This window comes from Azospirillum sp. OGB3 (assembly GCF_014192915.1).
In the GTDB taxonomy this organism is placed as follows: domain Bacteria; phylum Pseudomonadota; class Alphaproteobacteria; order Azospirillales; family Azospirillaceae; genus Azospirillum.
Genome location: NZ_JACHYN010000004.1, coordinates 346,413 through 373,227, shown reverse-complemented (window position 1 = coordinate 373,227; position 26,815 = coordinate 346,413). Strand labels below are relative to the sequence as shown.

At 69.0% G+C, this 26,815-nt stretch carries 26 protein-coding genes; 19 read left to right on the top strand and 7 right to left on the bottom strand.

The window, feature by feature from the left end; all coding sequences use genetic code 11:
• Positions 1-72 precede the first annotated feature (72 nt).
• The 6 genes from FHW79_RS11915 to FHW79_RS11890 are packed head-to-tail and all read left to right on the top strand — an operon-like array spanning position 73 to position 5,183.
• Positions 73-1,185, top strand: a complete 1,113-nt coding sequence (locus tag FHW79_RS11915; RefSeq protein WP_183179106.1) for an ABC transporter substrate-binding protein — start codon at positions 73-75, stop codon at positions 1,183-1,185.
• A gap of 54 nt (positions 1,186-1,239) precedes the next feature.
• Positions 1,240-2,154, top strand: coding sequence for a branched-chain amino acid ABC transporter permease (locus FHW79_RS11910; protein ID WP_040136279.1), 915 nt, complete (start codon positions 1,240-1,242; stop codon positions 2,152-2,154).
• Complete coding sequence (locus FHW79_RS11905; protein ID WP_199230184.1) at positions 2,141-3,169, top strand: branched-chain amino acid ABC transporter permease; 1,029 nt, start codon at positions 2,141-2,143, stop codon at positions 3,167-3,169. Before FHW79_RS11910 ends, FHW79_RS11905 begins: the two co-directional genes overlap by 14 nt.
• The gene (locus FHW79_RS11900) at positions 3,166-3,933 is read left to right on the top strand and encodes an ABC transporter ATP-binding protein (RefSeq protein WP_183179105.1); all 768 of its coding nucleotides are present in this window, start codon (positions 3,166-3,168) and stop codon (positions 3,931-3,933) included. The genes FHW79_RS11905 and FHW79_RS11900 overlap by 4 nt, the downstream gene beginning before the upstream one ends.
• Positions 3,930-4,655, top strand: coding sequence for an ABC transporter ATP-binding protein (locus FHW79_RS11895; RefSeq protein WP_183179104.1), 726 nt, complete (start codon positions 3,930-3,932; stop codon positions 4,653-4,655). Before FHW79_RS11900 ends, FHW79_RS11895 begins: the two co-directional genes overlap by 4 nt.
• A 24-nt stretch (positions 4,656-4,679) precedes the next feature.
• On the top strand, positions 4,680-5,183 hold the full coding sequence (locus FHW79_RS11890) for an L-2-amino-thiazoline-4-carboxylic acid hydrolase (RefSeq protein ID WP_183179103.1): 504 nt from the start codon (positions 4,680-4,682) through the stop codon (positions 5,181-5,183).
• An 82-nt stretch (positions 5,184-5,265) separates the two neighbouring features.
• Here FHW79_RS11890 and FHW79_RS11885 read toward each other — a convergent pair whose 3' ends face one another.
• Positions 5,266-7,221, bottom strand: a complete 1,956-nt coding sequence (locus FHW79_RS11885) for a methyl-accepting chemotaxis protein (protein WP_183179201.1) — start codon at positions 7,219-7,221, stop codon at positions 5,266-5,268.
• A 421-nt stretch (positions 7,222-7,642) separates the two neighbouring features.
• Between FHW79_RS11885 and FHW79_RS11880 the strand changes: the two genes are divergently transcribed.
• Together FHW79_RS11880 and FHW79_RS11875 are read left to right on the top strand one after the other, a co-directional pair.
• Positions 7,643-8,233: an NADPH-dependent FMN reductase gene (locus FHW79_RS11880; RefSeq protein WP_183179102.1), complete on the top strand. Its 591-nt coding sequence runs from the start codon at positions 7,643-7,645 to the stop codon at positions 8,231-8,233.
• A gap of 117 nt (positions 8,234-8,350) precedes the next feature.
• Positions 8,351-9,850 carry an L-lactate permease gene (locus FHW79_RS11875; RefSeq protein WP_183179101.1) on the top strand — a complete coding sequence of 500 codons (1,500 nt, stop codon included), beginning with the start codon at positions 8,351-8,353 and terminating at the stop codon, positions 9,848-9,850.
• A 3-nt stretch (positions 9,851-9,853) separates the two neighbouring features.
• Here the strand turns inward: FHW79_RS11875 and FHW79_RS11870 are convergent, their stop codons facing one another.
• The 6 genes from FHW79_RS11870 to FHW79_RS11845 form a co-directional block, all read right to left on the bottom strand.
• Entirely contained in the window at positions 9,854-10,651 is a 798-nt protein-coding gene (locus tag FHW79_RS11870) for a DeoR/GlpR family DNA-binding transcription regulator (protein ID WP_183179100.1), read from the bottom strand.
• 74 nt (positions 10,652-10,725) lie between these two features.
• Positions 10,726-11,802 (bottom strand): sn-glycerol-3-phosphate ABC transporter ATP-binding protein UgpC, encoded by a 1,077-nt coding sequence (gene ugpC / locus FHW79_RS11865; RefSeq protein WP_183179099.1) that lies wholly within the window; start codon positions 11,800-11,802, stop codon positions 10,726-10,728.
• 4 nt (positions 11,803-11,806) lie between these two features.
• A complete protein-coding gene (locus FHW79_RS11860; RefSeq protein WP_183179098.1) occupies positions 11,807-12,628 on the bottom strand; it encodes a carbohydrate ABC transporter permease in 822 nt (273 codons plus the stop codon).
• 4 nt (positions 12,629-12,632) lie between these two features.
• Positions 12,633-13,466, bottom strand: coding sequence for a sugar ABC transporter permease (locus FHW79_RS11855; protein ID WP_211108248.1), 834 nt, complete (start codon positions 13,464-13,466; stop codon positions 12,633-12,635).
• A 65-nt stretch (positions 13,467-13,531) separates the two neighbouring features.
• Positions 13,532-14,803: an ABC transporter substrate-binding protein gene (locus FHW79_RS11850; RefSeq protein ID WP_183179097.1), complete on the bottom strand. Its 1,272-nt coding sequence runs from the start codon at positions 14,801-14,803 to the stop codon at positions 13,532-13,534.
• Between the two features lie 89 nt (positions 14,804-14,892).
• Positions 14,893-15,528 (bottom strand): methyltransferase domain-containing protein, encoded by a 636-nt coding sequence (locus tag FHW79_RS11845; RefSeq protein WP_183179096.1) that lies wholly within the window; start codon positions 15,526-15,528, stop codon positions 14,893-14,895.
• A gap of 227 nt (positions 15,529-15,755) precedes the next feature.
• Here FHW79_RS11845 and FHW79_RS11840 point away from each other — a divergent pair, with 227 nt between their 5' ends.
• The 11 genes from FHW79_RS11840 to FHW79_RS11790 all read left to right on the top strand — a co-directional run bounded on the left by FHW79_RS11840 (position 15,756) and on the right by FHW79_RS11790 (position 26,775).
• On the top strand, positions 15,756-16,784 hold the full coding sequence (locus FHW79_RS11840; protein WP_183179095.1) for an AAA family ATPase: 1,029 nt from the start codon (positions 15,756-15,758) through the stop codon (positions 16,782-16,784).
• Positions 16,774-17,631 (top strand): ParB/RepB/Spo0J family partition protein, encoded by an 858-nt coding sequence (locus FHW79_RS11835; protein WP_183179094.1) that lies wholly within the window; start codon positions 16,774-16,776, stop codon positions 17,629-17,631. The genes FHW79_RS11840 and FHW79_RS11835 overlap by 11 nt, the downstream gene beginning before the upstream one ends.
• A gap of 131 nt (positions 17,632-17,762) precedes the next feature.
• Positions 17,763-18,233, top strand: a complete 471-nt coding sequence (locus FHW79_RS11830; protein WP_183179093.1) for a hypothetical protein — start codon at positions 17,763-17,765, stop codon at positions 18,231-18,233.
• Positions 18,234-18,305: 72 nt separating this feature from the next.
• On the top strand, positions 18,306-19,157 hold the full coding sequence (locus FHW79_RS11825; protein WP_183179092.1) for a hypothetical protein: 852 nt from the start codon (positions 18,306-18,308) through the stop codon (positions 19,155-19,157).
• A gap of 70 nt (positions 19,158-19,227) precedes the next feature.
• Positions 19,228-19,800, top strand: a complete 573-nt coding sequence (locus FHW79_RS11820; RefSeq protein WP_183179091.1) for a hypothetical protein — start codon at positions 19,228-19,230, stop codon at positions 19,798-19,800.
• A gap of 291 nt (positions 19,801-20,091) precedes the next feature.
• Positions 20,092-20,832, top strand: coding sequence for a beta-ketoacyl-ACP reductase (locus FHW79_RS11815; RefSeq protein ID WP_035669664.1), 741 nt, complete (start codon positions 20,092-20,094; stop codon positions 20,830-20,832).
• A gap of 379 nt (positions 20,833-21,211) precedes the next feature.
• A complete protein-coding gene (locus FHW79_RS11810) occupies positions 21,212-22,387 on the top strand; it encodes an acyltransferase (protein WP_183179090.1) in 1,176 nt (391 codons plus the stop codon).
• A 70-nt stretch (positions 22,388-22,457) separates the two neighbouring features.
• Complete coding sequence (locus FHW79_RS11805; RefSeq protein ID WP_183179089.1) at positions 22,458-23,657, top strand: peptidoglycan bridge formation glycyltransferase FemA/FemB family protein; 1,200 nt, start codon at positions 22,458-22,460, stop codon at positions 23,655-23,657.
• Positions 23,658-23,706: 49 nt separating this feature from the next.
• Positions 23,707-24,747, top strand: a complete 1,041-nt coding sequence (locus tag FHW79_RS11800; protein ID WP_183179088.1) for an SIS domain-containing protein — start codon at positions 23,707-23,709, stop codon at positions 24,745-24,747.
• A gap of 139 nt (positions 24,748-24,886) precedes the next feature.
• Positions 24,887-26,098, top strand: a complete 1,212-nt coding sequence (locus tag FHW79_RS11795) for a hypothetical protein (protein ID WP_183179087.1) — start codon at positions 24,887-24,889, stop codon at positions 26,096-26,098.
• Complete coding sequence (locus tag FHW79_RS11790; protein WP_183179086.1) at positions 26,095-26,775, top strand: GDSL-type esterase/lipase family protein; 681 nt, start codon at positions 26,095-26,097, stop codon at positions 26,773-26,775. Before FHW79_RS11795 ends, FHW79_RS11790 begins: the two co-directional genes overlap by 4 nt.
• The last annotated feature ends 40 nt before the right edge of the window (positions 26,776-26,815 follow it).

Genomic DNA, 26,815 nt, shown 5'->3' with positions numbered 1-26,815 from the left:
GCCAAGCCCAACCGCAAGACGCTGCCCAACACCGGCCTCGAAGCCGGCCTTCACAAGAAAGGTTCACACGCGATGACCGCCCTGAAGACCGCCTCCCTCGCCGCCCTGATGACCGGTGCGCTTGCCGGCACCGCCCTGGCCGCCGACACCGTGAAGATCGGCTACCAGCTGCCGCTGACCGGCGAGACCGCCCAGTACGGCCAGGACTTCCGCAAGGCCGCCGAGATCGCGCTGACCGAGTTCAACGCGTCCGGCAAGCCCTTCAAGGCGGAGATCGTCTTCGAGGACAGCCGTTCCGACGCCAAGGAGGGCACCAACATCGCCCGCAAGTTCGTGGACGACAAGGCGATCGTCGGCGTGCTGGGCGACTTCACCTCGGGCGTGTCGATGGCCTCGGCGCAGGTCTACAAGGACGCCGGGATGCCGCAGCTTTCACAGACCGCCTCGCACCCCGACTACACCAAGATCTCCAAGTACCAGTTCCGCAACATCGCCACCCAGGCGCAGGAAGGCCCCTACAACGCCAAGTGGATGCTGTCCAAGGGCTACAAGAACATCGCCGTCATCGCCGAGCAGACCGACTGGGGCCAGTCCGTCGTCTCCGGTTTCACCGACGGCGTGAAGGCCAACGGCGGCACGGTGGTCTTCTCTGAGTTCTTCAACCGCGGCCTGAAGGACTACCGTTCGCTGATCAGCAAGCTGGAGCGCGCGAAGCCGGACGCCATCTACACCGGCTTCTTCTACGAGGACGGCGCGCAGTTCCTGCGTCAGGTGCAGCAGCTCGGCATCAAGACCCCGGTCTACTCGACCTCGGCCGCCTACAGCCCGAAGCTGATCGAGCTGGCCGGCGAAGCCGCGGAGGGCGTCCATCTGACCTCCAACTTCCTGCCGACCGACCCGGCCCCGCACATCCAGCATTTCGTGACGGAGTGGAAGGCCGCCTCCAACGGCGCGGTTCCGGGCCAGTTCCCGGCCCAGGCCTATGACGCCGTGCGCATCATGCTGGCCGCAGTCGAGAAGGCCTACCCGAACCCGACCCGCGAGAAGGTGCGCGACGCCCTGGCCCAGACCAAGGACTTCGCCGGCGTAACCGGCAAGACCAGCTTCAGCGCCGACCGCGAGGCCGAGAAGGAGCTGGTGAAGGTCGAGGTCAAGGGCGGTGCCTTCGTGCCGGTCGCCGACTGACCAGCGCGCCCCCTTCCGACCCGATAGCCTAACGATCTCCAGCGAACGGCCCGCATGATCGACCCATATTACCTCCAGCAGCTCGCCATCGGGCTGTCGCTGGGGATGACCTACGCGCTGATGGCGATCGGCTTCACGCTGATCTTCGGCGTGCTGAACGTCGTCAACTTCGCCCATGGCGAGGTCTACACACTGGGCGCCTTCGCCGGACTGGTGCTGATTTCCGCGACGGCCCCGCCGATCTTCGCGGTGATCTTCATCGCCCTGGCGATCGGCGCCATGGCCGGATTCTCGCTGGAACGGATCGCCTTCAAACCCTTCCGCCGCTTCACCGACGAGGCGTCGCTGAAGTCGCGGGCGATGCGTGAATCCACCCTGCTCTCCTCGCTCGCCGTGTCCATCGTGGTGCGCGAGGCGCTGGAGATCGTGTTCGGGTCGCAGATGCGCTCCGTCCCGTTCGAGTATCTCATCAACACGCCGGTGCGCATCGGGCCGGTGATCCTGGTGACCGGCGACTTCATCATCTTCGGCGTGGCCGCCGCGATGCTGATCGGTCTCCAGTATCTGCTGACCCGCACCCGCATCGGCCTGTCGATCCGGGCGGTGTCGAACAACCCGCTGGGCGCCAAATATGTCGGCATCGACACCGACCGCACCATCATCATGACCTTCGTCGTCGGCTCGATGATGGGGGCGGCGGCGGGCATCCTGACCGGGCTCTATTACGGGGCGATCTTCCCCGCCATGGGCTTCGTCCCCGGCATCAAGGCCTTCGTCGCCATGGTAATGGGCGGCCTGTCCTCGATCCCGGGGGCTGTGATCTGCGCCCTGATCCTGGGCATCTCGGAGAGCATGGCGACGACCTTCGTGTCGTCGGGCTGGTCGGACATGGTGGCCTACGGCTTCCTGATCCTGACCCTGATCTTCTTCCCCAACGGACTGTTCGGAGCGCGCCGTGAACGTGTCTGACCTGTCGGCGCCGCGGCGCGGGCAAGGCGCGCTGATTCCGCTCCTGCTCGCCCTGCTGGTCTTCGTGGGGCTGCCCGCCCTGCTGGCCGGCTTCGACCGCGGCTATTTCTACCAGATCGCCAATCTGGCGCTGATCTTCATCCTGCTGTCCGCCTCCATGCATCTGGTTACCGGGGTGGCCGGGCTGCTGCATCTCGGGCACGCCGCCTTCTACGGGGTCGGCGCCTACACCGCCGCCCTGCTCTCGACCAAGTTCGGGCTGGGCTTCACGGTGACGCTGCCGCTGTCCGGTCTGGTGGCGGCGCTGATCGCCTTCCTGGTGGCGCTGCCGACCATGCGGCTGGTCAGCATTTATTTCGCTGTGGCGACGCTGGCCATCGGGCAGATGCTCTATCTGGTCATGCTGAACTGGGTGGAGTTCACCAAGGGCCCCAACGGCATCATCGTCACCAAGGGTCTGGAGCTGTTCGGCTTCAGCCTGTCGGGCCGGCTCGCCACCTACTACACGGTGGCGACGGTGGTGGCGCTGTGCGTGCTGGCGATCGGGCGGCTCAGCCACTCCTATTACGGCAACGCGCTGCGCTCGATCCGCGAGGACGACCAGTGCGCCGACGCCATGGGCGTCAGCACGGCGCGGCTGAAGATGGAAGCCTTCACCCTGTCGGCCTTCTTCGCCGGAGTGGCGGGCAGCCTGTGGGCGCACATGACCGGCTACATCTCGCCGGGCGACTTCAAGTTCTCCGAATCCATCCTGATCCTGGCGATGGTGGTGGTGGGCGGCCTGGGCAGCCTGCCCGGCGCGGTGATCGGCGCGCTTCTGCTGATCCTGCTGCCGGAGGGACTGCGCGCCTTCGGCGACTTCCGCAACATCATGGTCGGTCTGGTGATGTTCCTGTCGATCCTCCTGCTGCCGAAGGGCCTGCTGGGCGAGGTCTCCGCGCTCCAGCTCGCGCGGCGCCAACTGGGCGCGGCGTGGCGCAACACCGTGAAGGGCGAAGGGATCGGCTGGCGATGACGCATCTTCTCGACATCCGCAACGTCAGCCGCCGCTTCGGCGGCGTGCTGGCGGTGAACGACGTGACCGGCCATGTGGACGAGGGCGAACTGGTCGGGCTGATCGGCCCGAACGGCGCCGGCAAGACCACCCTGTTCAACCTGATCTCCGGCTTCACCCCGCTGTCGTCGGGCAGCGTCTCCTTCGACGGCCGGACCATCAGCGGGCTGAAGACAAACCAGGTGGCCCGGCTGGGCATCAGCCGCACCTTCCAGAACCTGCGCGTCTTCCCGAACATGTCGGTGTTCGACAACGTGTCGGTGGGCGCGGTCGGCGCGCTGCCGCAGGGGGCGCTGGGCGCGCTGTTCGGCTCCCTCGCCGGTGGCGGCGCCCGTTCCGCTGAGATCAGCCGCCGCACCTGGGAGGCGCTGGAGGCGGTCGGCCTGACCCATGTGGCGGGCGAACTGGCGGCCAACCTGCCCTACGGCCAGCGCAAGTATCTGGAGATCGCCCGCGCGCTGGCGATGCAGCCGCGCTTCCTGATCCTCGACGAGCCCGCCGCCGGCCTGAACGACACCGAGACCCGCGCGCTGGCCGACTTCATCAAGCGCCTGCACGGCACCGGGCTGACCATCATGCTGGTGGAGCACGACATGACCCTGGTCATGAGCATCTGCCAGCGCATCCTGGTGCTCGCCTCCGGCCGCAAGATCGCCGATGGCCCGCCCGACGCCATCCGCCGCGACCAAGCGGTCCTGGAAGCCTATCTGGGGGTGGACGCATGAGCCAGCCGCACGCCGACGCGCCGATTCTCGCGATCGAGAACCTGCACGTCACCATGGGGCCGCAGGAGATCCTGCACGGAATCGACCTGACCGTGGCGCAGGGCGCCATCGTCGCCGTTCTGGGCTCCAACGGCGTCGGCAAGACGACGCTGATGCGGGCGATCTCGGGCGTCTACCGGGCGAGCCGGGGCGGCATCGCCTTCCGCGGCGAGCCCATCGCCAACCTGCCGGCCCACCGCATCGTCAAGCTCGGCCTGTCCCAGGCGCCGGAGGGCCGCCAGATCTTCTCCAACATGAGCGTGCGGGAGAATCTGGTGCTCGGCGGCGGCGACATCGGGCTGGGCGAACTCGACCGGATGCTCGACATGTTCCCGGTCCTGCGGGAGCGCCTGCGCCAGAACGCCGGGTCGCTGTCGGGCGGCGAGCAGCAGATGCTGTGCATCGCCCGCGCCCTGATGCGCCGCCCCGCCCTGCTCCTGCTCGACGAGCCGTCGCTGGGGCTGGCCCCGATGGTGGTCGCGCAAATCTTCGATCTGGTGCAGCGCATCCGGGCGGAGGGCGTGTCGATCCTGCTGGTCGAGCAGAACGCCCGCGCCGCCCTGCGGGTCGCCGACCACGCGGCGGTGATGGAGGACGGGCGCATCGTGCTGGCCGGCCCGGCCGCCCAGCTCCGCGACGATCCCCGCATCGCCGAAGCCTATCTCGGCGGGCACGCCCATTGACGGCTTCTTGAGACGGAGACACCGATGACCGAACCGACCGACACGCCCGCGGCCAAGCCGGTGATGGGCATGCTGGAGCGCCGCGGGATCGAGGCGGCGATCCTGAAGCCGGTCTATGAGGAGATGGCCGCCCGGCTGGGCGAGGCGGTGGCGCAGGAGATCCTGGGCGCCGCCATCACCCGCGCCGCCGTCGAATCCGCCGCGGCCTTCGCCGCGACCGAGCCGAACGGCACCAGCCTGACGAGCTTCGCCGACCTGCAGCCGCTGTGGACCAAGGACGACGCGCTGCGGCTGGAGGTGTTGCACCAGGACGAGACTCGGTTCGACTACAACGTCACCCGCTGCCGCTACGCCGAGATGTACCGGGAGATGGGGCTGGGCCATATCGGCCACCTGCTGTCCTGCAACCGCGACGCCGCCTTCTGCACGGGCTACGACCCGTCGATCAAGATGGAGCGGACGCAGACCATCATGCAGGGCGCCAGCCATTGCGACTTTCGCTACAGCGTGGACAAGCCGGAAGGCTGACGAAGGAAGAGCCCAAAACGACAACGGCCCGGCGTGCGGAACGCCGGGCCGTTGTCGTTTTTTCAGGGCGGGTTGCGATTCGTCAGGCGGCCGCCGTCGCCACCGGCTGAAGACCGCGGGTCAACTGGGCGAAGGCGTCACGGAAGCGCGGCAGGGCCACGTCGCTTTCGGAGAAGCGGACATGGATCGCCGTCTTGTCGATGGCCCGCACCTCGAAGGCGACGGTCAGGCCGAAGCGGTCGAGCCGCAGGGTGCCACGGTCGCCCACGCCAAGACCGCCGATCCCGCTCAGCATGGCGCCACCGTTCGACAGGTCGGTCAGTGTGCCGGACTGATCGCGCCCCTGCACCACGACGCCGCAGGCCTCGTTCACCCGGTAGCGCGGGCTGCGGCGGCGGTCGGCGTCGCTGGTGGAGGTGCGGACGACACGCACCAGCACGCGGCGCAGCTCGTCGATGCTCGTCGCCACCTCGTCCGAGCCGGCCCGCACGCCCGAGGCCTGCGAACCGGTCTGGTCGGCGTCGCTGGAGACGGCGGCGATGCGCACCGACACCTCCTGCGCGGCGTTGGAGGTCTCCACCACGTTGCGGCTGATTTCCTGGGTGGCGGCGGCCTGCTCCTCCATCGCGGCGGCGATGGCGCTGGAGATCTGGTCGATCTCGCCGATGGTGTCGCCGATCTCCGCCACCGCGCCCACGGCGGTGCCGGTCACACCCTGGATTTCCGCGATCAGGCGGGTGATCTCCTCGGTCGAGCGGGCGGTCTGGTTGGCGAGGTTCTTCACCTCCTGCGCCACCACCGCGAAACCCTTCCCGGCCTCACCGGCGCGCGCCGCCTCGATGGTCGCGTTGAGCGCCAGCAGGTTGGTCTGGCTGGCGATGTCGGTGATCAGCTTGACCACCTCGTCGATGCGGCCGACCGCCTCCGACAGGGACTGGATGGTGCCCTGGGTGCGCTGGCCGTTCTCCACGGCGCGACGGGTGACCGCGCTGGAATGGGCGATCTGCGCGGAGATTTCGCGGATCGAGGCCGCCAGCTCCTCCGTCGCCGCCGCCACCGTCTGGGCGTTGGCCAGCGCCTCCTCCGCCGCCGCGGCGACGTTCTGGGCGTTGATGCTGACCCGCTCGGCCGAGGTCGCCATGGCGTCGGCGTCCTGGGCCATGCCGCCGGTGCGCAGGGCCACCTGCTCCACCGCGTGGCTGGCCTCGCGCTCCACCGTCTCGGCCATGGCCTGGAGGGCGGTGATGCGCTCCTCCTCCGCTTGGCGCTGGCGCTCCATGCGCTCCTGGGTGGAATAGTTCAGCTTCGCCTTCACGGCGCGGATCTGCGACCGGATGCGGGCGAACTCCGCAACGCCGGAGCTGGGAACGTTGGTCATCAGGTCGCCGCGGGCGATAGCGTCGAGGTGTGTTTCCACCAGCCCGAGCGGCCGGCGCACCGTGCCCATCACGCTGAGCGTGCCGATGCCGGCCACCAGCAGGCCGAACAACATCAGACCGGCGAATATCCCGACGCTGTCGCCGCCCGTCAGGCTCACCCCGCCGAGGGCGATCACGGTCAGCAACAGGAGGCCGTTGGTCGCCAGGATGCGCCCGCCGATGCTGGATACCAGGCTGCTCAGCCAGACGCCGAAGCCGCGGCGGACGATCTGCCCGTCCAGAAGCCCGTACTGCTGACCACGCCCGCCGCGGATCTCGGCGTAGATGCGCTCCGCCTCCGCCACCGCGTCGCGGCTCGGCTTGGACCGGATGGAAATATACTCCGTCACCACCCCCTTTTCGGTGATCGGGGTGACGTTCGCCTTGACCCAATAATGGTCGCCGTTCTTGGACCGGTTCTTGACCAGCCCCTCCCACGGCCTGCCGTCCTTGATGGTTTCCCACAGGTTGGCAAAGGCCGCCGGCGGCATGTCCGGATGGCGCACAAGATTGTGCGGCGCGCCGAATAATTCTGTTTCCGAAAAACCGCTAATATCAACAAATGCTTTATTGACGAACGTAATCTTGCCGCGGGTGTCGGTCCGCGACACCAGAAGCATGTCGTCGGCCATTTCGATTTCGCGGTTCGTAACCGGTCCATTATCGCGCATAAGCCAGCACCCCGTCACGGAGAACATGCATAAAACACTACTTAAGTGCTATTTCTACTGTATTAATGGCCGAAAATCATCACCATATTGTCGCACCGCCTCCGACCATCGTCGGGGACTTCCGCAGGGCATCCCGCCTGCTAGGCCGCTGCAAGTATTGAAAAAACCGCCGATTTATTCTGTATTTTAGACGTTTTCGCAGCGCTGCTGCCGTATTGTGGATTCTACGGAGTCCGCTCCGATCCGCGGCGGAAGGCAAGGGCAATGCCCCCCGATCCTCCGGGTTGCGCCCCGATGAGAGGGGCGGCACCATCCGCCACGCGCGCCGTTGGAACGGACAGCCCTCTCAAACCGCAACAGGACAGCCACGATGACCGACACCGCCAAGCCCGTCCGCCTTCTCGGGATTTCCGGCAGCATCCGCCGCCTCTCCCACTGCACCGCGGTGCTGAACACGCTCGCCGGCTCGCTGGGCAACAAGGCGGACAGCAAGGCGGAAATGGCGCTGTTCCCCCTGAATGACATCCCGCCCTACGACCCCGACCTGGACGCGGAGAACACCCCCGCCCCGGCCACCGCGCTGCGCGACTCCATCGCCGCGGCCGACGGGCTGGTCATCATCTCCCCGGAATACAATTACGGCATGTCGGGTGTGCTGAAGAACGCCCTGGACTGGGCATCGCGCCCGGCCATGAAATCGCCGGTGCGGGGCAAGCCGATCCTCATCATGACCGCCTCCCCCGCCTTCACCGGCGGCGTGCGCGCCCAGCACGAGATGCGCGAGACGCTGTCCGGCATGATGGGCCGGGTCATCGCCCGTCCGCAGGTGGTCATCGGCATGGTGCACGAGAAGATCAAGGATGGCCGGCTGACCGATCAGGCCGCCCTGGACTTCGCTCTGGCCGCCATCGACGACCTTCTGTCGGAAATCGCCCTGCTGCGCGGCGCCAAGGGCGCCTGAGCCTGCGGGGGGAAGGGCCGGACGCGCGGGGCTGCCGCGCAAAGACCGATGGGGCTGGCCGAAGCGTGCCGATATTAGTATATCAGCACGCTTCAATCACGGTCCCCAGTGTCGATCATGCCCCTGACCCTCCATCTCCTGCCGCTCGCCGCCACCGTCGCCCTGCTCGTATCGCGGCGTGTCAGCATGCTGACCGCCGGGACTGCAGGCATGGCGCTGGCCGCCGGGGTGCTCTTGGCAGCCCTGATGGTGGCGCAGCCGGGCGGCGGCGGCGCTGCGGATTGGCTGACCCAACTGCCGGACCTGCTCCCGGCCGTGGCGCGGAAGGCCGGCGAGGGAGCGTGGCTGGCGTGGCACGCCATGTCGATCATCGCGGCGGGCCTGCTGTTCCACCGCGCCTTCGAAGCGCGCGCCGTCAAGGCCGAAGCGCGGAGCGAGGCGAAGACCCCGGCCGAGCGCCGCCGCGCCGTCTTCGTCGCCTGCCTGCTCGCCGGCCCCTTCGCCGAATCGGTGACCGGGTTCGGCGTCGGGCTGGTCGTGGCGCTCGCCATGCTGCGCCCGCTGAACCTGCCGCCGGCCCACGCCGCGGCGCTGGGCCTGTTCAGCCAGATGCTCGCCCCCTGGGGGGCGCTGGGCGTCGGCACGCGGGTCGGGGCGGAGCTGATCGGCGTGTCCTTCACCGAGCTGGGGACGGCCAGCGCCGCTCTGATGGTGGTCGTGCTGCCCAGCCTGCTGCTGGTGTTCTGGCGGCTGATCCACGGCGCCGGGCTGACCTCCAGCCCGATCGACCGCGCCAGGGACTTCGCCCTGATGCTGGCGCTGGCCGGGCTGCTCTGGCTGACCAACCGCTTCGTGGCGCCGGAACTGGGCGGCGGGCTGGCGACGGCCGTGCTGCTCGTCGCGGTTGAGGCGCGGCGGCTGCCGCGCGACGCCGCCGGCCTCTCGCGGCTGCTCGCCCTGCTGTGGCCTTACGTGGTTTTGGTCGGCGGGCTGATGGCGACCCGGCTGGTCCCGCCGCTGTCCGACTGGACGGCCGACTGGCTGGTGCTCGACCCCTTCGGCGGGCTGGCGCCGATGCCCCTGCTGCGCCACCCCTCGACCTGGCTGGTCGCCATCGCCCTGGTCATGCTGGCGGGCCTGCCGCGCGGGCGCGCTCTGCCGGTGGCGGTCCCCGCCCTGCGCGCGGCGCTGGTGCCGATGGCGGCGACGCTGGTCTTCGTGGAGCTGGCCGCCTTCATGGCCGCCTCCGGCGGGGCCACGGCCTTCGGGCAGGCGTGGCAGGCGCTGGCGGGCTCCGCCGCCGTGCTGGCCGTGCCGGTGCTGGGGGCGGCGACGGGCATGCTGACCGGCTCCAACACGGCGTCGAACGCTCTGATGATGCACATCCAGGTCAACCTTGCGTCGGGCAGCGGCCTGCCGCTGATCGCCGCCGCCGCCATCCAGGTGGTGGCCGGCAGCGTCTGCACGCTGCTGACGCCGGGCCGGATCGTGCTCGCCTCCAGCCTCCTCGGGCTGACCAAGGCGGAATCCGCGATCTACCGGCTGGCCCTGCCCATCGGCGTCGCCTCCACGGCGTCGCTGCTCCTCGTCGTCACCGCCTGGGTCTGGCTGGTGTAAGGGTCAGTCCTGGGGTTCCGGCTCCGTCGCGCGGTCGGGGAACAGCTCCTCCACCCGCACACCGGATTCTCGGCAGATGCGGGCCAGCCGGTCGGAGGGCAGGACGTCTGTGACGAAGGTGTGGACCTGGGAGATGTGGCCGATGCGCACCGGGGCCGTGCGCTCCAGCTTGCCACGGTCGGCGACCAGGATGACGTGGCGGGCGTTCGCCATGATCGCCTGCGACACCCGCACCTCACGGTAGTCGAAGTCGAGCAGCGCCCCGCTCTCGTCGATGGCCGAGGCGCCGATCACCGCGAAGTCGGCCATGAACTGGTTGAAGAAGTCGATGGCGGCCTCGCCGACGATGCCGCCGTCCGACCGCCGCACCACGCCGCCGGCCACGATCACCTCGATGTGCGGCTCGGGGCGCAGCAGGTTGGCGACGTTGATGTTGTTGGTGATGACCACCAGCCCGCTGCGCCCCTGGAGCGCGCGGGCCACCTCCTCCGTCGTCGTGCCGATGTTGATGAAGAGGGAGGAGCTGTCGGGAACCAGTTCCGCCGCGCGACGGCCGATGGCGCGCTTCTCGTCCTGGGCGATCAGCCGCCGCGCCTCGTAGCCGAGATTCTCGACCCCCGACCCGGCGACGGCGCCGCCGTGGACGCGCTGGAGCAGGCGGCGGTCGCACAGCTCGTTCAGGTCCTTGCGGATGGTCTGCGGCGTGACGTTGAAGCGGGTGGCCAGATCGTCGACCAGCACGCGCCCCTGCGTGCGGGCCAGCGCCAGGATGTCGGTCTGCCGGGGAGTCATGATGTCCATGGCGGCATTCAAGCTGACCGCCGCTTCGCCCGCAAGTTCATTCGAAAGCGGTGCAGCTCACCCCGCCTCGGCGCTCAGAGCCTCTGCCCGTCCGCACCGAAGAGATGCGCGGTTTCGCCCCGCAGGTTCAAGCGCAAGCGCTCGCCCGCCGCCACCGGCCGGTCGCCGTCCAGGCGGACCAGGAGCCGCTGCCCGTCCTCCAGCGCGGCGTGGCAATGAGTCTCGCCGCCCAGCCGCTCCACGGCCAGGATGGTGGCGAGCAGTCCGGCCCCGCCATCGGCCAAACCGACATGCTCCGGCCGCACGCCGAGCGTCAGGGGTGTGCCCGCCGGCGGCGCGGCGCCGTCCACGGCGACATCCAGCGGCACACCACCGGGCAACCACACCCGCACCGACCCGTCCGCCCGCCCCTCCGAGACCACATCCAGGAAGTTCATGGCCGGGGAGCCGATGAAGCCGGCGACGAAGCGGTTGCGTGGGCGGTGGTACAGCTCCAGCGGCGTGCCGGCCTGCTCGACCCGCCCGGCGTTCAGCACGACGATGCGGTCGGCCAGGGTCATCGCCTCCACCTGATCGTGGGTCACGTAGATCATGGTGGCGCGCAGGTCGGCCTTCAGCTTGGCGATCTCCAGGCGCATCTGCACGCGCAGGCCGGCGTCAAGGTTGGACAGCGGCTCGTCGAACAGGAAGACCTGCGGCTCGCGCACGATGGCCCGCCCGATGGCGACCCGCTGGCGCTGCCCGCCGGACAGGTCGCGCGGCTTGCGGTCGAGCAGATCCTCGATCTGCAAGAGCCGGGCGGCGGCGCGCACCCGCTCCGCAATGGTCCCCTTGTCGGTCCGCGACAGGGTCAGGCCGAAAGCCATGTTGTCGTAGGCCGTCATGTGCGGGTAAAGCGCGTAGGACTGGAAGACCATGGCGATGCCGCGCGCCGCCGGCGGCCGGTCGTTGACCCGCTGCCCGCCGATGGACAGGTCTCCGGCGCTCGGCTCCTCCAGCCCGGCGATCAGCCGCAGCAGCGTGGACTTGCCGCAGCCGGACGGCCCGACGAAGGCGACGAACTCGCCGTCCGCGACCTCCAGGTCGACGCCGTGGATGACCTCGATCCGCCCGAAGCTCTTGCGCACCCCGCGCAGCGTGACGCCCGCCATCGCCCTACCCCTTCACAGCGCCGGCGGTCAGGCCGGAGACGATCCGCCGCTGGAACAGCAGCACCAGCCCGATCAGCGGCACCGTCACCACCACCGACGCCGCCATGATCTGGCCCCAGGGCAGTTCGTACTGGCTGGCCCCCGACATCAGCGCGATCGCCACCGGCACGGTGCGCGCGTCGTCGGTCAGGGTGAAGGTCAGGGCGAACAGGAACTCGTTCCAGGCGGCGATGAAGGCGAGCAGCCCGGTCGCCGCCAGCGCCGGCCCCATCAGCGGCAGGAACACCCGCGTCACGATCACGAAGGGACCGGCGCCGTCCACCATGGCGGCCTCCTCCAGCTCCTTGGGCAGCTCGCGCATGAAGGTGGTCAGCACCCAGACGGTGAAGGGCAGCGTGAAGATCAGGTAGGACAGCACCAGCGAGCCGATCCGGTTGTAGAGGCCGAGCCAGCGCACCAGCTCGAACAGGCCCGACAGCACGGCGACCTGCGGGAACATCGACACGCCTAACACCACGAACAGCAGCAGCCCCCGCCCGCGGAAGCGCACCCGCCCCAGCGCGTAGGCGGCCAGCACCGCCAGCCCGAGCGACAGCGCCACCACCGCCGAAGCGGCCATCAGCGAATTCAGGATGTTCCGCCCGAAGGGCTGCTCCTTGAAGATCGCCGCGTAATTCGCCAGCGAGGGCTGCGACGGCCAAGCCTCCACCGTGAACAGCGCGCTGCCCGCCTTCAGCGAAGTGACGATGGCCCAGGCGAAGGGAAACACCGCCCAGACGACGATCCCCAGAACCACAAGAGCAAAGGCGATGCGTCTCAGGCCCATCCCCTCACCTCCCCGCATCGACGCGGACGCGGCCGAGCGTCACCGCCAGCACCGTCGCCGCCGCCAGCACCAGGACCAGCAGGGTCGCCGCGGCGGAGCCGTAGCCCACATCCTGGAAGTCGATCAGATATTGCCGGGCATAGACCGACATCGACATGGTGGAGCGGCTGTTGCCGGTCAGCACATACATCAGGTCGAACACGCGCAGCGCGTCCAGCGTGCGGAACAGCACCGCCACCATCAGCGCCGGACGGATCAGCGGCAGCGTGATGCGGACGAACACCTTCACCGGATGCACCCCGTCCACCCGCGCCGCCTCGTAGAGGTCGCGGGGCAGCATCTGAAGGGCGGCCAGGATCAGCAACGCCATGAAGGGCGTGGACTTCCAGACGTCGACCGCGATCACCACCGGCAGCGCCAGATCGGGATCGGCGGTCCAGGCCCTCGGCTCGGCGATCAGCCCAAGCCCCATCAGGATCGCGTTCACCACGCCGTAGAGATCATGGAACATCCACCCCCACATCTGGGCCGACACCACGGTGGGGATCGCCCAGGGGATCAGCACGGCGGCGCGCAGCAACCCGCGCCCCGGCAGATGCGCGTTCAGGATCAACGCGATGCCCAGCCCCAGCGCCGTCTCGATTCCCACCGAGACGACGGTGAAAACCAGCGTGTTCCACACCGCCCGCCACCAGACGGGGTCGCGCACCAGCCACAGGTAATTGTCCAGCCCCACCCCCTGGAAGCCGTCCAGCGTGGCGAGCGTCGCGTCGGTGAAGGAGAAGAAGACGGTGCGGAACAACGGCCAGCCGGCCACCCCCGCCAGTACCACCAGCATCGGCAGCAGGAACAGCCACGCCGCCCGGCGCCTCTGCCGCTCCAGGCTGGAATGCGGAAGACCGCTCACCAGCGCCCTCCCCGGCTGATGCGGACCAGAGCCTCCTTGAGCTCGGGCAGCATCGCCTTGGCGTCCTGCCGTCCGGACAGCACCTCGTGGACGTTGGCGTAGAACTCCGCCGACACTTGGTTGTAGCGCATGCCCGTCGCCTGGGCCGGGCGGTTGACCGCGTTGGCGATGGAGTCGGCCAGCGCCGCGAAGAAGGGGTTGGCGGCCAGCACCTCCGCATCCTCGTAGAGCGCCGGAATGGTCGGGTTGGAGGCGCCGTGAATCGCCCGCCGCTTCTGCTCGGCCAAGCCGGTCAGATACAGCGCCAAGTCCGCGGCCTCGTCCGCATGGGCGGAGAATTTGCTGACCGCCAGCAACTGCCCGCCGAGCGTGGAGGTGTGGCGCCCTTCCGGCCCGCCCTTAGGCAGTGGCACCACGGCGACCTTGCCACCGACCGCGCTGTCCGCCGCGTTGACCAGCGTCCAGGCGTAGGGCCAGTTGCGCATGAAGACGGCGTTGCCGGACTGGAAGACGCCGCGCGCCTCCTCTTCCATATAGTTGAGGACCCCGGGTGGACTGATCGAGCCGACCCAGCCGCGGGCCATGGCCAGCGCCTCGGCGGCCTGCGGGTTGTCGATGGTGATGGCGCCGTCGGGGGCGACGATGGTGCCGCCGTTGCGGCTGGCGATCCATTCCAGCGCGTTGACGGTCAGCCCTTCATAGGCTCGGCCCTGCCAGACATAGCCCCACATGCGGTCGCGCCCGGCGGCGCGCTCCGCCCGCTGGATCAGGGCGGCGGTGTCCTGAAGCTCCTCCCAGCTCTGCGGCACCGGGCGCCCGTGGGCCTCCAGCAGGTCCTTGCGAACATAGAGGACACCGGCGTCGGCGAACCAGGGCATCGCGACCAGCCGCCCCTTGACTGTCGCGGCCTCGATCATCGCCGGAAGATGCTGGCGCACAACCTCCGGCCCGGCGCGGTCCTTCAGATCAATGAAATAGTTTCCAAGGATGCCCGGCCAGACCACATCGATCTGGAACACGTCGATGTCCGGCGACCCGGCGGCGAGAAGCTGCTGGTAGAGCGCCAGCTGCTCGCTCGCCCCTTTGGGCGGGGAGACGAAGCGCACCTCGTTGCCGCTGCGCCGCGCCCACTCCTGGGCGCCGTCGCGGCACAGGTCGAAGCTGATGCCAAGCCCGCTGCAGGCAAGCGTCACCGTCGCACCGGCGGCGGGCAGCCCCGGGACGGCCGTCAGCACTCCAGCCAGGAGCAACGCGCACCACCGCGCCATGGGGCTCCTTCCATTCCCGGTCGATCCAGGTCCGGAAGGGAAACTCCAATGGCCGCGGTCGAGTTCCCTGACGCTTATGCCCCGGCCCGTCAGGCGGGGGTGGCGGCCTCGCGGCGGCAGTGCAGCAGGCTGAACAGGCCGAAGGGCGGAACGGTCTGCAACTCCTCCACCGTCAGGCGGGAGCCGGACATAAGCGTGTCCAGGGTGAAGTCGGGCCGCCAGCCCAGCTTCTTGGAGAAGGGCGCCATCCAGTTCTCCACAGAGCGGCGGATGCCCGGCTTGTCGGCGGCGAAGTGGTTGACGATCAGGATGTCGCCGCCGGGACGGCAGACGCGCTCCAGCTCGTTCATCGTGCCCTGCGGGTCGGGAACCACCGTCATCACATACATGGCGACCACGAGGTCGAAGCTGCCGTCGGCGAAGGCGAGCTTGCCGGCGTCCATCTCCAGCAGCCCCTCCACATTCTCCAGCCGCTCGCGGTCCACCCGGTCCTGGGCGACGCGCAGCATCTCCGACGACAGGTCGATGCCGACCACGCGGTTGTCCTTGCGGTAGTCGGACAAGGAGATGCCCGTGCCCACGCCCACCTCCAGAACGCGCAGGCCGCCCCGGCGGTTGATCCACTTCACGGCGGCGTGCCGGCCGGACGCCAGCAGGTTTCCGAAGACGGGGTCATAGAAACGCGCGTAGCGCCGGTAGGCGGCGCGGATGGAGTCGGCGTCCATTGGGTCTCCCTCACGATTCCTGGCGCAGGATTTTCGGCCGCGACCATAGCGGCCTTTCGCACCACAGGAAAGCCGCAGCGCGCCCCCTTGTTCCATGCGGAGTTCCACGCCGGGGCGCACATCCCCGTCCGTTGCGAAGCGTCATCACATGTGCAGCACGGCGGTTGACACCACCGTCAACATGACTCATGGTGCCCGCGCGACCACCCCAAACGAGGGATGCCCCCGTGGCCCACGAGATGAGCGGCGAAGAGTTGCGCCGCTACCGCGAACAGCGCGGCATGAACCAGCAGGCTCTGGTCGGCTGGCTGAACGAGCGGCTGAACCGGCGTTACGACCGCGCCAAGATCTCCCGTTGGGAAACCGGGGCGGAGCGGATTCCGCAGATCGTCGCGGGTGCCCTGAAGACCGCGACGGAGCCGGTGGGCATCCCCGCGGCGGCGGCGGTGCGGGCGGCCCCGGTGGTGTTCTGCGCCGCCAACCAGAAGGGCGGAGTCGCCAAGACGACCACCTGCGTCAACGTCGCGTGGCTGCTCGCCCAGTCGGGACGGCGCGTGTTGCTGATCGACTGCGACCCGCAGGCCAACGCCACCGTGCATCTGGGCGTCGACCCGCACGAGCGGGAGCTGGCCAAGGCAACCCTGACCCACGCGCTGAAGGCCAGCCGGCCGATGCGGGAATTCATGACCCCGGTCTGCGACGGCGCCTTCGACCTGCTGCCCTCCTCCATCTCGCTGGCGGCGACCGACCGGGAGCTGCTGCGCCAGCCCAACGGCACGCTGATCCTGCGCGCCAAGATCGCGCAGCTCGCCGGCCAGCACGATTTCGTGGTGCTCGACTGCCCGCCGCATCTGGGCGAGCTGACCGTCTCGGTGCTGAACGCCGCCGACCAACTCCTGATTCCGACCCAGACGGAGATGCTGTCGATGATGGGCATCCCGCAGCTGTTCGAGACCATCGCCGGCGTGCGCGAGCTGGTGAATCCGCGCCTGCAGATCCTCGGTGTCCTGCCGACCATGTACAGCCCGCGCCGCCTCCAGGACGAGACGGTGATGAAGGAGCTGCGCGAGCTTGCCGCAGCGGAGCAACTCCACCTCTTCTCCCCGGTCAAGCGGGCCGCCGACTATTCCAAGAGCGTCATGGCCGGACGCCCCGGCCTCGCCTACAACCCGAACTCCGCCGGCGCGGAGAGCTACCGCGAGATCGCGGACGCCCTGCTGGCGCTCGCCGGGGAGGAGATGCGCCATGGCGCGTAAGCTCGACACCTCCAACGCCGGCCTGTTCAAGCGGGCGCTCAGCCGCACCGGCAGCGGCGGGGGCAGCAACGCCGCCCTGTTCGGCCTGTCCGGCAAGATGCGCCACCGCGAGATCCCGCTGGAGCAGGTGGAGCCGAACCCCGACCAGCCGCGGCGCAACGCCCGCGGGGCCGACATCGCCGCGCTGGCCGCCTCCATCGGCGAGCGGGGGCTGCTGCAACCGATCAACGTGCGGGAGGTCGCTCCCGACCGCTTCCAGATCGTGGCGGGGGAGCGGCGCTACTGGGCCTTCCGCGCCCTGGAGCGGGAGACCATCCCGGCGCTGGTCATCGACACCGACGACGTCCAGGCGCTGGCCCTGATCGAGAACGCCCAGCGCGTCGACCTGCACCCCATCGACCTTGCCTTGACGCTCGCCAAGCTGATCGGCGACAAGGGGCTGACGCAGGAGCAGGCTGCCGTCCTGATCGGCAAGTCGCAGGAATATGTGGCCCGCCTGCTGGGCATCCTGCGCCTGCCCGCCCGCATTCTGGAGGAGGCTCCCGACCGGCCTGCCGTCTCCGTCTCCCTTCTCATGGAACTGGCGGAACTGCCCGACGAGGCGATCCAGCTCGCGCTCTGGGCACGGGCCGGCGACGGCCTGACCGTCAAGGACGTCCGCAACGCCAAGCAGGAGCGCAAGGCCGCACGCTTGGCTGCCCCCTCCGCCGCACCCGCATTGCGTGCGTTGCGCAGCAATGTGGACAAGATCCACAGCCTTCGCGCGTTGGGCCATGCGCTGGCCGAGGACCAGCGGCAGGAGTTGCGTGATCTGCGCGATGCCATCGACGCGCTTCTTCACGACTGACCACCCCGCGGATTTCCGTGAAATAGAAAATTCCCGTCACACTTTCGCACCGATAGCGGTCATTGGACAGAACTCGTCTTTTGCGCGATGCTTGACAGACCTGCGTCATCCGTCCCCAGAAGGGTACAGACATGTCCGATACCGCCGTCGCCACCCCGACCGCTTCCACCACCCAATTTCCGGTTGCACAAACGCCTGCGGCACCGACCGCGGCGCCGCCGAGCGGCGCCGCGGTCATCCAGAACGAACAGGGCAAGGCGAATTCCCTGCTCAACACCATCGCGGACAAGTTGGACCGGCTGGTCACGCTGACGGTGGTGACCGCGATCGCCGACATCGAGGTGGTCCAGGATGATCCCGATCAGGTCGGCTTCACCTGCCGCCCGAGGTCCGGATCGACGATTGAGGCGTTCCAGACGCAGGTCAACCTGGTGACCGGCGACATCGAGAACCTGATCAGCCGTGATTTCGCGACCAACACCGCCTATCACAGCCTGACCGAGTTCCACCTCGCCCAGGTGACCAAGAGCAGCGACATCGTCATCACCAACCTGAAGGCGATCCGCGATCTGGCCGTCCAGATCTCCGGCCGCCCGAGCTGACCCGTCTCCCGGACCTGCGGGGGACCGTTCCCGCAGTCGCAGTCGCCCTCCCCTCACCCAGCAAGGTGGCCGATGTCCCAGTTCGTCGATCTGGCGCGCAACCTTCTCGCGCTTGAAATCAACACCGTGCTGAAAACCGGCATCTCGGCGGAGAAGATGCCGATGGCGGGCGACGCGCTGATCGATCTGGCACAGGAATATTATGTCTTCCTGTGCGAGCAGCTGGAAGTCTTCGGCAGCCGCGAGACGGCGATCCTCGCCCCCTGGGCCGGCCAGATTTCGGAATCCTTCCATTGGGGGCTGGCGCCGTTCGTCCCGCCGTCCGACGCCGCCCGGCCCGACCGCTACGACCCGTTCTTCCTCAGCCGCGACCTGCCGGGCAACGACCCGGCGCGCGGCACCACGCTGAAGGTCTTCGACGACCTGCGCGAGGTGGCGAGCTGGCTGCGCGAGATGACCGACCGCACCCTGGACACCGCCCGGCAGCCGGGCGCCACCGCCGAAGTGGTGTCCGCCGCGGCTCTGATCGACCCGGACACGCCGCCGATCCTGATGCGCATCCAGCGCAACTCCGACCAGATCAACGATGTGCTGCGGCGGCGCGGGCTGGACACCGTGAGCTATCTGCGCGGCATGGACGAGGAGGTCCGCCGCATGCCCGTGCTGAAAACCGCGGATGTGGTGACCATCCGCAAGGCCTGGGACGTGGGGACCGAGCTGGTGGTCATGCAGTCGACGATCCAGATCGACGGCGACGTGGTCACGCGCCTTCTCAAGGGCCGGGACAACGCCGGCAGCAGCGTCATGATCGGCGTCCACAAGGACGCGGTGGACGTCTCCTTCCGTTATTGGAGCTTCCTGATCGACGCACTGGGCCGGTTCGCCGGAAAAGCGGTGAACACCCTGGTGGGAGACACGGGGTAGCCCGCTGCGCCGCCGCATCCTGAGCGACCTCCCGCACGGGTTCACTTGGCGGCGCGACGCCCTGGCCGAGATGGTCGGGAGGCTGCGACACGGCAAGACGGGACTGATTCCGCGGCGCGGCCATGGCATTGCCCTGGCATTGCAGTTCTTCGCCCAGGGCGGCCGGACGATCGGCCTGCGCGTGCCGGTGGCCGTGCCAGCGCCCGGCGACGGGACCGGCGGCGGTCTGCGCACCGTCTCCGTCCGCGTGTCGATCCAGCCCGACGGCGACGTCCTGGTCGCCCTGCCCCGCCCCGCGGTCGAGGACGGGCGGTTCGACGCCGCCGCCGCGGCGCGTCTGAGCGCGCAGTTGCGCCGGCTGGTGGGGCGTGTCACCACGGCGAACCCATTGTGGGGTATCGACGCGCTCCAGGCGCTGGGAGAAGCCGTCACCGCCACTGCCGGTCTGTGCAGCGGTGCCGTCCTGCTGTGGAACGGCTTCGAACAAATGACCACCGGGCGGTGGGCGCACAGCGGCGCGACGCTCGCCCTTCTCGCCGCGCCGGCCGCCTTGGCGAAGCTGCGGCCCTGGCTTCTGGGGGCGGTGGCGCCCAGGCTGTTCCCGCTCGCGCTCAAGGCGGGCGAGAAAATCCTGCGGATTTGAGCCGAATCCGACTGGTCACACCACTTGGTGCGGTGCAGTAAGGCCATGAAAAGACATTTCTTATTGACATTCCTGTGAAAAATCGCCCCCGCTCGCATCTGCGATGTTGCAGCGCATTGGCCCGGAGGCGGACTTGTTCTATGTTATGCCTGCCGCCGCGGTTGATGGCCCCCCCATAAGGACCATTGGCACGACAGCATCCGTAACAAGAAGCAACCCCTTTGCTTCTGCGGTTCACCAGCGGGCTTGCCTCACCAGGAGCTGGCCGTTTCTATTACTGGAGCGATTGTAATGTCTCAGAAGATCGCGCTCGTCACCGGTGCCATGGGCGGTCTCGGCACCGCCATCTGCCAGGCCCTGGCCAAGGACGGTTGCATCGTGGCGGCGAACTGCCTGCCGAACTTCGAGCCGGCCGCCGCCTGGCTGGGCCAGCAGGAAGCCCTCGGCTTCAAGTTCTACGTGGCGGAAGGCGACGTCTCCGACTTCGAAAGCTGCAAGGCGATGGTCGCCAAGATCGAGGCCGACCTGGGTCCGGTGGACATCCTGGTGAACAACGCCGGCATCACCCGCGACAAGTTCTTCGCGAAGATGGACAAGGCCCAGTGGGATGCGGTCATCGCCACCAACCTGAGCAGCCTGTTCAACGTCACCCAGCAGGTGTCGCCGAAGATGGCCGAGCGCGGCTGGGGCCGCATCATCAACATCTCCTCGGTGAACGGCGTGAAGGGCCAGGCCGGCCAGACCAACTATTCCGCCGCCAAGGCCGGCGTGATCGGCTTCACCAAGGCGCTGGCCGCCGAGTTGGCGACCAAGGGCGTCACCGTCAACGCCATCGCGCCGGGCTACATCGGCACCGACATGGTCATGGCCATCCGTGAGGACATCCGCCAGGCGATCACCGACAGCGTTCCGATGAAGCGCCTGGGCCGTCCGGACGAGATCGGCGGCGCGGTGTCCTACCTCGCGTCGGAGATCGCCGGCTACGTCACCGGCTCGACCCTGAACATCAACGGCGGCCTGAACTACCAGTAAACCACTGGGCGGAAGGGCGCCGGCAGGAAGCCATCCAGCCGGCAAGCACACGGCCCGTTCCCGGCCCGACCGGGGACGGGCCGTGTGCCATTCGCTCTCCGTCATATCCCTTCACGGTAGGGCGCCCGGGATCGGGCGGACCGTTCGCGCCAAGCGCATCCCTTTGCGTCATGGCTTCGGTAACGGTCGATCATCTGAACAGTATACTCCCGCAGATTTCCTGTTGAATCCGTTCGGGCCCCTGTATCCGCGCCCACCAGCGGGTATGCTCCCCGGCAGCACGCAAGTTGCGTCCTGAGGCCGCACCGCGCTCGTCTTCCGGAATCAACAGACGTCGAGAACCCGCACATGGGAATCCCCATGCGGGAAGGGAGGAATCGTGCCTGAAACGCCGATCAAGCAAACTCTGCCAGGAGACGGGTCTGCCCGTCACAGGACCGGGGCCGATTACGTCTATGGGATCGACATGGTCCGCTTCGCCGCGGCCCTGCTGGTCACCGGCTTCCACCTGACCTGGCGCGACCCCGCGGTCGCCGACGTCATGTGGTCCGGCTGGGCCGGGGTGCAGGTCTTCTTCGTGGTGTCGGGCTTCGTCATCGCGAATTCGGCCAACAACGCCACCCCGGTCGCCTTCATCCGGTCGCGTCTGCTGCGCCTCTATCCGGCGGCCTGGGTCTGCTCCATCCTGTGCCTCGTCGCTCTTGTGCTCATGCCCGGCCCCGACCCGGATCTGGCGCGACGCTTCATCGCCTCCTTCACGCTGGCGCCCGCCGGGCCCTACATCGCGTCGGCCTACTGGACGCTGCCGGTCGAGATCGCCTTCTACGGAGCGGTGTTCCTGCTGCTGTTCAGCGGGAACTTCCACCGGCTGCCGCAGTTCGCCATGGCGCTCACCGCCGCCAGTTCGGCCTATCTCGGCGTCTACAGCCTGCATGTCTTCGGCGTCGTCCAAATGCCGTTCCTGGAGTTCGAGTACGGCATGCTGAACATGACGCTGCTGCGCCACGGCGTGTTCTTCGCGCTGGGCATCTTCCTGTGGCTGTGGTCGCGCGGCAAGCTGACCCGGACGGGCATGGCCGCCGCCCTGCTGGCCCTGATCGCCGCGCCGCTGGAGATCACCGCCCGGTCGGTGGAGTTCGTGGAGCGCTCGCCCGTCCCGCTGAACCTCGCCGATCTGTGGATGAATCCGCTGCTGATCTGGGGTGCGTCGCTCCTCGCCATCGTCGCCTCGGCGCGCTGGCGGGCGGAGATCGCCACGCTGCCGCCATCCATCCTGTCGCTGCTGCGCGTGGTCGGGCTGGCCACCTACCCGCTCTACCTGCTGCACGAGGTGATCGGCGGCTCGGCCAAGGCGCTGGCGATGCAGGCCGGTGCCTCCTCCATGGCCGGGGCGGTGACCGGCGGCGCCCTGTCCATCGCCGTGGCCCTGCTGGTCGCCGCGGTCCTGGAGCCGGCGGTGCGCGACCGGCTGCGCCGTCTGCTCGACATCCCGCAGGCCGCCTTCTCGGCCCGCCCCGCCTTCAGCACCTTCTACCGCTCCGGCGGAACCGTGTGACCAAACGTCCAACCGTTACCAAACGCTTCCACAAGAAACGATCGCCGTGAATTCCAGGGGAGAAACCTGAATGTACACCGACGCGCTTGGTGGCGATGTCCTGTGCCCCGCGTCCTCCATCGAGATCGACCGGGTCGACCGCAGCGGCTGGTACGCCATCCTCGATGGCTTCGACGACGCCAACATCTTCCAGACCTGGGATTATGGCCGCATCGCCCATGCCGGGCGCGAGTTGAGCCACCTCGTCGTTCGGCGCGACGGGCGGCCGGTGGCCGCGGTGCAGGTGCTGCTGCGCCGCGTGCCGGGCATCGGCGGCCTGGCGCTGGTCATGTGGGGGCCGATGTGGCACCCGCGCGGCCAGGAACCGGACCACGCCGCCCTGACGACCGCGCTGCACGCGCTGAAGGCGGAATACGCGGACCGGCGCGGCCTGATGCTGCGCCTGCTGCCCCATGTCTCGCAGGCGGACGGAGAAGCGGTGACGGCGGCTCTCGCCTCGCTGGGGATGCGGTTCCGGGAGGAGAAGGCCCCCTACCGCACCTTCATCACCGACCTGACGCCGGACGAGCCGGGATTGCGCTCCAACCTGTCCCACCACTGGCGGCGCGGGCTGAACAAGGCCGAGCGGATGGGGATCGAGGTCGTCGAAGGCTCCCACACCGAACTGCTGGAGACCATCGACGACATCTTCGTCGAGACCCAGCGCCGCAAGGGTTTCAAAGCCTACGACAGCCGCACCTTCACCCGCATCAACGAGGCGCTGCCGCCGCGGCGGAAGATGCGCGCCTTCCTCGCCATGCATGAGGGGCGGCCGGTGGCCGGGGTCGTCGTGTCGCTGTTCGGCACCACCGGACAGATGCAGAACTCCGCCACGCTGGAAGCCGGGCTGCGGGTCAACGCCGCCTACCTGCTGCAATGGCGGGCGCTGCTGTGGATCAAGGCGAACGGCGGGCTGCGTTACGACCTGCACGGGGTGAACGCCCAGACCAACCCCGGCGTCTATCAGTTCAAGCGCGGCCTCGCCGGCAAGCACCCGGTCGAGACGCTTCACATCGGCACCTTCGAGACGCCCGGCCCGCTGCCCAGCCGCCTGCTCGTCCAGGGCGGCGAATCGATGCGCGCCCAGGCCGACCGCTGGAAGACCCAGGCCGGCGCGATGGTGAACCGGCTGCGCAACTGGAAACCGTCCCAGCCCGAGCCCGCCCCGGCGGAGGAGATGGACGCCTCCGACGCCGCCGTCCTGGCGAAGGCCCCGACCGGGCCGGCGTGAGACAAGCAGCACCGCCGTGTTATGATCGGCCTGGAACGGAGGCCGATCCATGACCAGCGCTTCCCTGATGATGCAGGAGTCCGCCACCGCCCCCGCAGCGGTGCGGCGCCTGCTCGACTCCGACGCCGCGGCGGTGGCGGCCCTGGTCGACCGGCTGCGGGCCGTCCCACCGCCCTTCGCGATGACCATCGCGCGGGGCAGCAGCGACCACGCCGCAAGCTACGCCCGCTACCTGTTCGAGACGGCGCTGGGGCTGGTCACCGCCTCGGCGGCGCCGTCGGTGGTCACGGCCTATGGGGCGGAGTTGCGTGTGAGGGACGCCTTCGTCCTGGCCATCTCCCAATCGGGACAGAGCCCCGACCTGCTGCGCGTCGCGGACGCGGCGCGGGCCGGCGGCGCTCTGACGGCGGCGCTGGTCAACACGGAGGGCTCGCCGCTGGCGGAGCGGGTCGCCCATCCCTTGCCCCTGCACGCCGGGCCGGAACGCAGCGTCGCCGCGACCAAGAGCTTCGTCGCCAGCCTTGCCGCCATCGCGCGGCTGACCGCCGTCTGGACGGATGATCAGACGCTTCTCGACGCCCTTCCCCGGTTGCCCCGAGAGCTGGAGCGGGCTGGTGCTGCGGACTGGTCGACGGCGCTGCCGGTGCTGGAATCCGTGTCCAGCCTGCTGATCGTCGCGCGGGGACGCAGCTATCCCATCGCCCAGGAAATGGCGCTGAAGTTCAAGGAGACCGCCGCCACCCACGCCGAACCTTTCAGCGCGGCGGAGGTGATGCACGGCCCGATGGCGCTGGTCGAGCCGGGCTTCCCCGTGCTGGTCGTGGCGGTCCGGGACGAGACGCTGGACGGCGTGCTGGACACCGCCCGCGCGCTGAAGGAGGCCGGTGCCCATCTGCTGGTCGCTTCCGCCGAGGAGCGGGCGCTCGCTCTGGCCGACACGCCGTTGCCCCTGCCGCCTCCGCTGCACCCGGTGCTGGATCCCATCGCGGCGATCCAGGCCTTCTACCCCTTCATGGCCCGGCTGGCGGTGGCGCGCGGCTTCGACCCCGACCGTCCCCGCCATCTGCGCAAGGTCACCCGGACAGTCTGAACGGCCGGATAGTCCGAACGTATTGCCTCGAATTCGCGGTGATCTTTTCGGCGCCGCCGCCACCACCCGTTGACGCGGCCCGACCGGCTCGCGCTAGGCTTGCCGAAACCACGGCTTGGCAGCGAAACGGGACAGCAGCATGACCATCGGCATCGGCGCGGACGACCTTCTGCGGTTCGAGAGTCTGGGCGACAATTGCGAATTCGGCTTCGTCCTGCGCCGGCTGTCCTGCGAGGCGGGGAGCCTGTTCCGCTGGGCCTCCATGAAGCCTGACCAGCTTCTGGCCAAGCTGCGCGCCAATTTCGAAGGCATGTACCGGTTCGAGAATCTGTCGCCGTTGCGCACCGGCATGGTGCTGGATTCCACCTACGGCATCGGCTGGCACAGCGACATGAAGTCGGACATGACCGGCGGGCGCTTGGTCTTCCGCGACGACGAAGCGACGCGGCGCGCCCTGCACCGCCGGGAGACGCGCAAGATCCAGTATCTCCAGGGCAAGTTCACCGCGCGCGCGGCGATGGGCGGCGTCATTTTCGTCGTGAAGTCGAACCCGGGCATCGCCCCCACGACCATCGACGGGCTGTACGAGGCGCTGGCCGCCCTGGCGGGCCACGACGACTTCGCCCTGCTGGAGGTCCAGGCGACCGACGATCCCGCCCGCACCGGCCGCGTGGATTGGCAGCGGCCCGGCCTGATGCGCGGCTACGTCACCCGCTTCGCTCCCTATCATCAGGCGGACGACATCGACGCCGCGTCCTGGTTCTCCATCGTCCAGGGCGCGCTGCGCCTGTTCCCCTGCCACGACTGGACGCAACGCCACGCCGCCCTGCGCATCGGCACGCCGGACGCGCTGGTGCAGCTCCGCTTCCCCCTCGGTCCCGATCAGGACATGAGCAAGCCCGTCGCGGGCGACCTGCGCGCTGGGACCGCCCGTCTGCTGAACGGCAACAGCTGGTGCCGCCCCTACGAGGGCCTGTTCCGCCTGCACGGCCCCGATCCGGAGCGGCCCGGCACCACGCTGCGCTGGACAGGGGTCCATGCGCCCGGCGCCTTCCATCTCGGTGCCACCCTGCGCTGCCCCCTGCGGGACTCCGTTCCGCTCCGCGTGGCCGTTTCCATCGCCATGGAGGACGGTGTGACGCTGGCCGAGGAGAGGTTCGAGGTGCATCCCGGCCGGGCGACCGACCTCGTGCTGGACGCCCCCGCTACGAAGGGACCGCTGACCGTCTCGCTGACCGTGAACGCCGTGCGCCCGCTGGCCGCGGGGGAGCGCGCCGTGCTGGACCTCTCGCCGCCCGCGCTGCACCCTGAGCAGGTCCCGGCCGTCGCCCTTCCGGCGAAGGCGGCGTGAGTCGGATCATCCGAGCGGGATGGGCCGGGGTCGCCGCCATTGTGGCGTTCCTTGCCGTCCCGGCACCGGGCGAGACGCCTGTCGGGCCGCGCACGCAGCCGCCCTACCCGGACTGGCTGACCAAGCGCATGGAGACGCTGCGGCGGCAGGACCCGAAGGCGATGCTGCTCGGGGATTCCCTGATCGCCGGCTGGCCGCCCGACCTCGCCCGTCGGCTGTTCGACGCGGAACCGATGAATTTCGGGGCCGGGGGCGATACGACGGGAAACCTGCTGTGGCGGGTGCGGCAGGCCTTCGGGCCGGGCATGGGGCTGGAGTCCGCTCTGGTCCTGGTCGGGACGAACGACCTGCCCAACCGCTCCGCCGCGGAGATCGCCGGCACCATCGGCACCATCGCGGCGGAGGTGGGGCGGTCCGCCCCCGGCGCCTGCGTCACGCTGCTCACCCTGCTGCCACGGCGCGACGGCAACGCCGCCTTCGCCGAGCGCATCATCGAGGTGAACCGGCGTTTGGACGCCCTTGCCGGTCCTGGCCTGCGCGTGGTGGACGCTTACACCCCGCTGCACGACGCCTGCCCGGCGGAGGGGGCCTGCCCGCTCTACAAGGACCCGGTGCACCTGACGCGCGCCGGCTACGAACGTCTGACCGTCGCCATCGGCAAGGCCGGTTGCGGATAGGACGGGAGCTTGGCGGTGTTTCCCGGGCGGTTATTGCCAC